Genomic DNA, 7,790 nt, shown 5'->3' with positions numbered 1-7,790 from the left:
GCCCTGGACCCCGGCCTGCGCCGGGGAACTGAAATCTCCGACTTTCTCGACTCCGACCTTTCTCAATTCGACTCCATCGTCGTCTCACCTGGCATTCCCCTCAATCGTCACCCGATCGCTTCCCGGGCTCGCGCGGCGGGGGTGGAGATCATCGGCGATATCGAACTGTTCGCGCGCGCCCGGCCCGAGCTGCCGCCGCACAAGGTGGTTGGGATCACCGGCACCAACGGCAAGTCGACCACCACCGCGCTGGTCCACCATATCCTCCAGGCCGCGGGGGTGCCGAGCCTGATGGGCGGCAACATCGGTCTGCCGATTCTGGCGCAGGACCCGCTGCCCGAAGGCGGGGTCTATGTGCTCGAGCTGTCGAGCTATCAGATAGACCTGACCCAAAGCCTCGATTGCGATGTGGCGGTGCTGCTGAACGTGACGCCCGACCATCTGGATCGGTATGAGAATTTCGAGGCTTATGTGGTGTCTAAACGCAGGCTGTTTCAGATGCAGGCTGAGCGGTCGGTCGCAATCGATTTAACTTGTTCCCCGGCGAAGGCCGGGGTCCAGGGCGCTGCGTTAGCAACGCCTGCCGGCGCTCCTGGGCCCCGGCCTTCGCCGGGGAACAATCTTGGCCCCGCGCTTCAAGGCCCGCACAATCTCCAGAATGCCAGCGCCGCAATTGGCGTCTGCGAAATGTTAGGCCTTTCGAGTTCCGAAATTGAGAGCGGCCTCCGAACCTACCCCGGCCTGCCCCACCGGATGGAGCGCGTCGCGGAGAAGGAAGGCCTCATCTTCGTCAACGACAGCAAGGCAACCAACCCAACCGCCACCGCGCCCGCGCTGGCCGCCTTCCCCGCGATCCGATGGATTTTGGGCGGGCAGGCGAAGACCGACAATCTCGACGAATGCGCGCCGCATTTCGGGCATGTGCGCAAGGCCTATACCATTGGCGAGGCTAGCGAAATGTTCGCAAAGCTCTTGTCGCCGCACATGGCCGTGGCAGAGTGCGGGACACTCGACGCGGCGGTGAAGGCGGCGGCGAGCGATGCGCAATCCGGGGAGACGGTGCTGCTTTCGCCGGCCTGCGCTTCGTTCGACCAGTTCAAGGATTTCGAGGCGCGCGGGGATGCGTTTCGTGACATGGTGAGGGCGTTATGACTCAGACGATCACCGGACGGATCAAGGCCGGCGCGGCGCTGGTCGACCCGGCGCGCTACGGGCGGTCGGACCGATCGGCGACCGGGCGCTGGTTCTGGGAAATCGACCGGGTGCTGGTGCTGATGCTGGCGGTGCTGATCGGGATCGGCCTGATCGCGGTCGCCGCCGCCAGCCCGGCCGCTGCGCGGCGCTATTCGGGCGGATCGGTGCGGTTCGACGAACTCCACTATTTCTACCGCCAGATCGCATGGATCGCGCTGTCGCTGCCGGTGATGATCGGCATTTCAATGATGAGCCGTGAAAAATTGCGGCGCTTGGCCCTGATCGGCGCCTTGGCGTGCGTCGTTGCGCTGGGGCTGGTGCCGCTGCTCGGCGCCGAAGTGAACGGAGCCAAGCGCTGGCTCAACCTCGGCGTCGCCCAGTTCCAGCCCTCGGAATTCCTCAAGCCGTTCTTCGTCGTAGCGATGGCGTGGCTGTTGAGTCTGCGCGAGGCCGACCGCTCGCTGCCGGTGTTCGCGCTGTCGGGCGTGTTGACCGGGCTGGTCGCGATCCTGCTGATGCGCCAGCCCGATTTTGGATCGACGATCATCTTCGTCGCGGTGTGGGTGGCAATGCTGGCGCTGGCCGGAGTCAATCTGCGCGTGCTCGGCGGGCTGGCGGTGGCCGGCGCGATCGGCGTCGTGCTCGCTTACTTCTTCTACGATGTGGCGACGATCCGCATCAACGGCTTCCTGTTCGGCGAAGGCGACAATTTCCAGGTCGAGAACGCGATGCGCACGCTGACCGCGGGCGGGCTGTTCGGAATGGGGCCGGGCGGCGGCACCCGCAAGTTCGGGCTGCCCGAGCCGCACACCGACTATATCTTCTCGGTCATCGGCGAGGAATTCGGTTTGATCGCCTGCCTCGCCATTGCTTGCCTCTATCTAGCGATTGTCGCGCGGGTGCTGGTCAAATTGCTCGACGAAGAATCGAGCTTCGCCATCCTGGCTGCGGCGGGTCTGGTAATCGAATTTGGGTTGCAGGCGCTGATCAACATGGCAGTCAATGTCCAGATCGCGCCATCGAAGGGAATGACCCTGCCGTTCATCAGCTATGGCGGTTCGTCGATGCTGGCGCTGTCGATCGGCATGGGATTGCTGCTCGCCTTCACACGGCGAAATCCCTATCTGACGCGCTCGCCCTATGTCGTGAAATGGGGCGGGGAGAAGATCGGGGCATGATCGCGTCATGAACATCACCCTCGCCGCCGGCGGCACCGGCGGGCACATGGTTCCGGCCCACGCGCTCGCCGCCGAACTGAAGGCGCGCGGGCACGGCGTGATGCTGATCACCGACGATCGTGGGGCGAAGATTCCTGGCCTGTTCGACGGTGTGCCGACGCATCTGCTGCCGGCCGGACGGCTGGCGGGCGGGCCGATCGGGATGATCAAGGCGATGCGTTCGGTGCTTGCCGGGCGGCGGCAGGCCAAAGACCTGTATCGCGAGTTCCGGCCCGATGCGGTGATCGGGTTCGGCGGCTATCCCGCTTTTCCGGCGCTGCTGGCGGCTAGCGCGGCGCATATCCCGACCATCCTGCACGAGCAGAATGCGGTTCTCGGCCGGGTCAACCGGTGGGTCGCCGGGGACGCGGCGGCGATCGCCACTGCCTACCATGAGGTCGATCGGCTGAAGCCGGGTTATCGGCGCAAGGTGGCGCTGGTCGGCAATCCGGTGCGCGCCGAGGTGGCGCGGCTGGGGACGATGCCGTTTCCCGAATATGATGAGACCGCGCCCCTGAAAATACTGGTCACCGGCGGCAGCCAGGGGGCGACAATCCTCGGCCAGGTGGTTCCCGACGGACTGGGCATGCTGTCGCAGAGGCTGCGCAACCGGTTGCAGGTGGTGCAGCAGTGCCGCGCCGAGGACATCGAAGCGGTGCGTGAACGTTATGCCGCGCTCAACATTCCGGCGGAACTGCTGACCTATATCACCGACATGCCCGACCGGGTTGCCGACGCGCATCTGGTCATCGCCCGCGCCGGCGCCTCGACCATCGCCGAGTTGACCGCCGCGGGCCGCCCGGCGATCCTGGTGCCCCTGCCGAGCGCGACCGACGATCACCAGACCGCCAACGCGCGCGAAATGGCCAAGGCCGGTGGAGCCCGGATGATTCCCCAGGACGAATTCACGTCGGAGCTGCTGGCGGCACAGGTCGAGGCGATCGCGGGCGACGCGCAGGCACTGGCTAATGCCGCGGAGCGAGCGCTGTCGATCGGACACCCGCACGCGACGCGCGACCTGGCCGACCTGGTCGAGCGGATTGCCGGCGGGGTGGCGCCGATCTTGGTTGGCAAGGCGGGCAACGGCGGGACGCCGGCGTTCGCGATGGGCGCGGGCGCTCCGGCATGAAAGCGATGGGCACCGAGATCGGGACGATCCACTTCGTCGGCATCGGCGGCATCGGCATGTCAGGCATCGCCGAGGTGATGCATCATTTAGGCTATAGCGTTCAGGGTAGCGACCAGGCCGAGGGCTATGCCGTCGAAGGATTGCGCAAGGCCGGAATCCCAGTCGCGATCGGGCATTGCGCCGACAATCTGGGCGATGCCCGGGTGGTGGTCTGCTCGACTGCGATTCCGCGTGGCAATGCCGAAATTGAGGCGGCGATCGAGCGACGACTGCCGCTGGTCCGCCGCGCCGAAATGCTGGCCGAGCTGATGCGCATGCAATCGACCATCGCGGTCGCCGGCACCCACGGCAAGACCACGACGACCTCGATGGTCGCGGCGATGCTCGATGCCGGGGGGATCGACGCGACGGTGATCAACGGCGGAGTGATCAACGCCTATGGATCGAACGCGCGACTGGGTAAGTCCGACTGGATGGTGGTCGAAGCCGACGAGAGCGACGGCAGTTTTTTGCGATTGGACGGGACGATCGCGGTGGTGACCAACATCGATCCCGAACATCTCGACCATTATGGCGGGTTCGACCAGGTCAAGGACGCGTTCGTCGAGTTCGTCGAAAATGTGCCGTTTTACGGGCTCGCGGTGATGTGCGTCGACCATCCCGAGGTGCAGAGCGTGCTGAGCCGCATCCGCGACCGGCGGGTGGTGACCTATGGCACGTCGGCGCTGGCCGATCTGCGCGCCGAGAATATCGTTCCCGAAAATGGCGGGACGCGGTTCGACGCGACCGCGCTTCAGCGCGACGGCAGCCGCCGGACGATCGGCGGGATTTTCGTGCCGATGCCGGGGCGGCACAATGTGCTGAACGCGCTTGCCGCGGTCGCGGTCGGAATCGAGTTCGGGATGAACGATGCGACCATCGCTAATGGCTTCGCGCGCTTCACCGGGGTCAAGCGCCGCTTCACGCGGGTCGGTGAGGTTGGCGGCACGGTGATCATCGACGATTATGCCCACCATCCGGTTGAAATCCGGGCGGTGCTGTCGGCCGCACGCGAGGCCGCCGAGGAGCGGGTGATCGCGGTGGTTCAACCGCACCGCTTCACTCGGCTCCACGATTTGATGGAAGATTTTCAGAACGCCTTCAACGACGCCGACGTGGTGTTCGTCGCGCCGGTCTATGCCGCGGGGGAGGAGCCGATCGAGGGGGTCGACGCGACCGCTCTGGCCGAGGGGCTTCGCGCGCACGGCCACCGCATGGTCAAGACGGTCGACAGCGCGGCCGACCTCGCCGCGAATTTGCGCGACCTCGCGGCAGACGGCGACTTGGTGCTGTGCATGGGAGCGGGAGATATCACCAAGTGGGCGGCGGGGCTGGCCGACGGCATCGCCGGGGTACGAGCGGCAAAAACTCCCCTCCCGCATGCGGGAGAGGAAGAGGCGCGAAGCGCCGCAGGGGAGGGGCTGTGACGAATGTACAAGCCCACCCCCCGACCTACTCTCGCAGGCGGGAGGGGGAGATTCGCGGACAGCTCAAAGCCGAGACGCCCCTTGCCCCTCTCGTATGGTTCAAGTCGGGCGGTAGCGCGGAACTGTTGTTCGAACCGGCGGATCGCGACGACCTAGTTGCTTTCCTCAACGGGCTCGATGCTGGGACGCCGGTGATGGCGCTCGGCCTGGGAAGCAACATGATCGTCCGCGATGGCGGCGTTCCGGGGGTTACGGTTCGCCTAGGTAAGCCGTTCGCGAAGATTGCGCGGGTCGACGAGGTGACGCTTAGATGCGGCGGGGGCGCTTCCGGCATTCTCGTCTCGTCGACTGCGAGGGATGACGGCATCGCCGGGCTTGAATTCCTGCGTGGCATTCCCGGCACGGTTGGCGGGTTCGTGCGGATGAATGGCGGGGCCTACGGACGCGAGGTACGTGACATTCTCGTCTCCAGCACTGTGGTGCTGAAGGACGGGCGCGTCGAGGAATGGTCGGCCGACCGGCTCGGCTACAGGTATCGCCATTCCGAATTGCCCGAGGGTGCGGTGGTGGTGGAAGCGGTGTTACGCGGTCAGTCGGGCGATCCCGCGACGATCGGCGCCGAGATGGACCGCATTGCCGCCGCGCGGGAGGCGACGCAGCCGCTCCGCAGTCGCACCGGCGGGTCGACCTTCAAAAACCCGCAGGGCCACAAGGCTTGGGCACTGATCGATGCCGCCGGGTGCCGAGGACTTCGGGTAGGGGACGCACAAGTATCGGAGAAGCATTGCAATTTCCTGCTCAACCTCGGTAACGCCAGTTCGTCCGACATCGAGGAGTTGGGCGAAGAAGTGCGGCGCCGGGTGCAGGACGCAACCAACATCACCCTCGAATGGGAAATCCAGCGGATCGGAGTTGCATGAGCGTGGGCCTGCTCGACAGGAATTTGCATATCGTCGTGCTGATGGGCGGCTGGTCGGCGGAGCGGCCGGTGTCGTTGATGAGCGGCGAGGGCGTTGTTGCGGCGCTCAGGGAACGTGGCTTTACCAACGTCACGGCGCTCGACATGGATCGCACCGTCGCGGCGCGGCTGGCGGAGCTGAATCCCGATGTGGTATTCAACGCGCTGCATGGCACGCCAGGCGAGGATGGCACGATCCAGGGCCTGCTCGATCTGATGCGGATTCCCTACACTCACTCGGGCCTGACTACCTCGGCGATCGCGATCGACAAGGAGCTGACCAAGGCAGTGCTGGTTCCGCACGGCGTTCGCATGCCCAAGGGCAAAATGGTCGACAGCAGCAGCCTCTACGAAGGCGATCCGATGGCTCGCCCCTTTGTGCTAAAGCCCGTCAACGAGGGCAGTTCGGTCGGGGTCGCGATCGTCACCGACGAGAGCAATTATGGCCACCCGATCAGCGCTAAAGCCGAAGGGCCATGGATGCATTTCGAGCGGCTGCTGGCCGAACCGTTCATTCGCGGGCGCGAACTGACCGTGGCGGTGCTCGGCGATGAGGCGCTGTGCGTGACCGAATTGAAGCCCAAAGCGGGCTTCTACGATTTCGACGCCAAATATACCGACGGGCTGACCGAGCATGTCTGCCCGGCCGAAGTGCCGCCGGGTATCGCCGACGCGATGATGGTAACGGCGCTGGCCGCGCACCGGCTGCTCGGGTGTAAGGGAGCATCGCGTTCCGACTTCCGCTGGGACGATCAACAGGGCGAGGCGGGCATCTACTTGCTGGAAATCAACACCCAGCCCGGAATGACGCCGCTCAGCCTGGTGCCCGAACAGGCGCGGCACCGGGGCATCGGCTACGGCGAGCTGGTCGAGCGGATCATCGCTGAGGCCTTGGCCGGTGCGACCAACAAAGCCGAAGCCTTGGAAAATACCGGGTGAGCGCGGCGCGCGTCCGGCGGGGGGCACCCAACCGCGGCCGGCCCAAGAAGGCCGCGCCCCGCGTCTCGGTACCCAAGAAGCTCGCCGCCAGGCTGCCAGTTGAGCAGGCCGAGGCCAATCGCCTTGCGACCTGGGCTTTCGGGCTGTTCGTGCTGGCCATTGCCGCCGTGGCGCTGATAGCGCTCGACGTGCCTGCGAAGGTCGGGCTGGCGGCGGGCGAGGCCGTCGGCGACGCCGGCTTTCGAGTGAAAAGTGTCGATATCCAGGGGCTCAAGCGGATGGACCCGAAGCCGGTCTATGCCATCGCGCTTGACCAGAAGACCACCGCGATGCCGCTGGTCGACGTGTCCGCGATCCGCCAGCGACTGCTCGATTATGGCTGGATCAAGGACGCGCGCGTGTCGCGGCGGTTCCCCGATACGCTGGTCATCGATGTGGTCGAGCGCAAGCCGGCGGCGCTGTGGCAGGATGACCAGCGCCTGTCGCTGATCGACGCCGAAGGGGTAGTGCTCGACCGGGTGCCGGTCAGCCAGATGCCCGACCTGCCGCTGCTGATCGGGAAGGGCGCGAACGGCCAGGCGGTGCGGCTCGAACGACTGCTCGACCAGGTGCCGGCTTTGAAGGCGCAGCTTGCTTCGGCGAGTTGGGTTGGCCAGCGCCGTTGGGATCTGAGCTTCCAGTCGGGCGAGACGATCGCGCTGCCCGAAGGCGCTGCCACCGCCGCCGCCGCGCTGACCAAATTCGCCAAGGTCGACAAATCGTCGGGCCTGCTTGGCCGCGGCATGCTCCGCTTCGACCTGCGCATACCGGGCAAGATGATCGTCCGCCTGCCCCGTGAGCCGGGCGAGCCGATCATTCCCGAAGCCCCGTCTGAAAGTTAGACCCAG

Annotated in this window: 7 protein-coding genes; all 7 read left to right on the top strand. The window is 65.8% G+C overall.

The features are described 5' to 3' along the window. Positions 1-3: 3 nt before the first annotated feature. From murD to H0W65_RS02525, 7 genes are read left to right on the top strand one after another with little or no spacing between them, the layout of a single operon-like run. Complete coding sequence (murD, locus tag H0W65_RS02555; RefSeq protein WP_294003502.1) at positions 4-1,152, top strand: UDP-N-acetylmuramoyl-L-alanine--D-glutamate ligase; 1,149 nt, start codon at positions 4-6, stop codon at positions 1,150-1,152. Then, complete coding sequence (locus H0W65_RS02550; protein WP_294003490.1) at positions 1,149-2,372, top strand: FtsW/RodA/SpoVE family cell cycle protein; 1,224 nt, start codon at positions 1,149-1,151, stop codon at positions 2,370-2,372. Before murD ends, H0W65_RS02550 begins: the two co-directional genes overlap by 4 nt. Before the next feature lie 7 nt (positions 2,373-2,379). Further along, positions 2,380-3,540: an undecaprenyldiphospho-muramoylpentapeptide beta-N-acetylglucosaminyltransferase gene (gene murG, locus H0W65_RS02545; RefSeq protein ID WP_294003488.1), complete on the top strand. Its 1,161-nt coding sequence runs from the start codon at positions 2,380-2,382 to the stop codon at positions 3,538-3,540. Continuing rightward, positions 3,537-5,006, top strand: coding sequence for a UDP-N-acetylmuramate--L-alanine ligase (gene murC, locus H0W65_RS02540; RefSeq protein ID WP_294003487.1), 1,470 nt, complete (start codon positions 3,537-3,539; stop codon positions 5,004-5,006). The genes murG and murC overlap by 4 nt, the downstream gene beginning before the upstream one ends. A gap of 50 nt (positions 5,007-5,056) precedes the next feature. Next, on the top strand, positions 5,057-5,926 hold the full coding sequence (gene murB / locus H0W65_RS02535) for a UDP-N-acetylmuramate dehydrogenase (RefSeq protein WP_294003500.1): 870 nt from the start codon (positions 5,057-5,059) through the stop codon (positions 5,924-5,926). Further along, entirely contained in the window at positions 5,923-6,903 is a 981-nt protein-coding gene (locus H0W65_RS02530; RefSeq protein WP_294003485.1) for a D-alanine--D-alanine ligase, read from the top strand. The genes murB and H0W65_RS02530 overlap by 4 nt, the downstream gene beginning before the upstream one ends. Beyond that, positions 6,900-7,784, top strand: coding sequence for a cell division protein FtsQ/DivIB (locus H0W65_RS02525; protein WP_294003483.1), 885 nt, complete (start codon positions 6,900-6,902; stop codon positions 7,782-7,784). The genes H0W65_RS02530 and H0W65_RS02525 overlap by 4 nt, the downstream gene beginning before the upstream one ends. Positions 7,785-7,790: the final 6 nt, after the last annotated feature.

Origin of the sequence: Sphingomonas sp., from assembly GCF_013816785.1 — a bacterium.
Taxonomy (GTDB): domain Bacteria; phylum Pseudomonadota; class Alphaproteobacteria; order Sphingomonadales; family Sphingomonadaceae; genus Sphingomicrobium.
The sequence above is the reverse complement of the archived record's forward strand: the minus strand, read 5'-3'. Positions and strand labels throughout refer to the sequence as shown.

Excerpts from the sequence above, each read along its gene's own strand:
- murG (WP_294003488.1), top strand. The coding sequence starts at position 2,380 with ATGAACATCACCCTCGCCGCCGGCGGCACCGGCGGGCACATGGTTCCG.
- H0W65_RS02530 (WP_294003485.1), top strand. The coding sequence starts at position 5,923 with ATGAGCGTGGGCCTGCTCGACAGGAATTTGCATATCGTCGTGCTGATG.
- murC (WP_294003487.1), top strand. The coding sequence starts at position 3,537 with ATGAAAGCGATGGGCACCGAGATCGGGACGATCCACTTCGTCGGCATC.
- H0W65_RS02550 (WP_294003490.1), top strand. The coding sequence starts at position 1,149 with ATGACTCAGACGATCACCGGACGGATCAAGGCCGGCGCGGCGCTGGTC.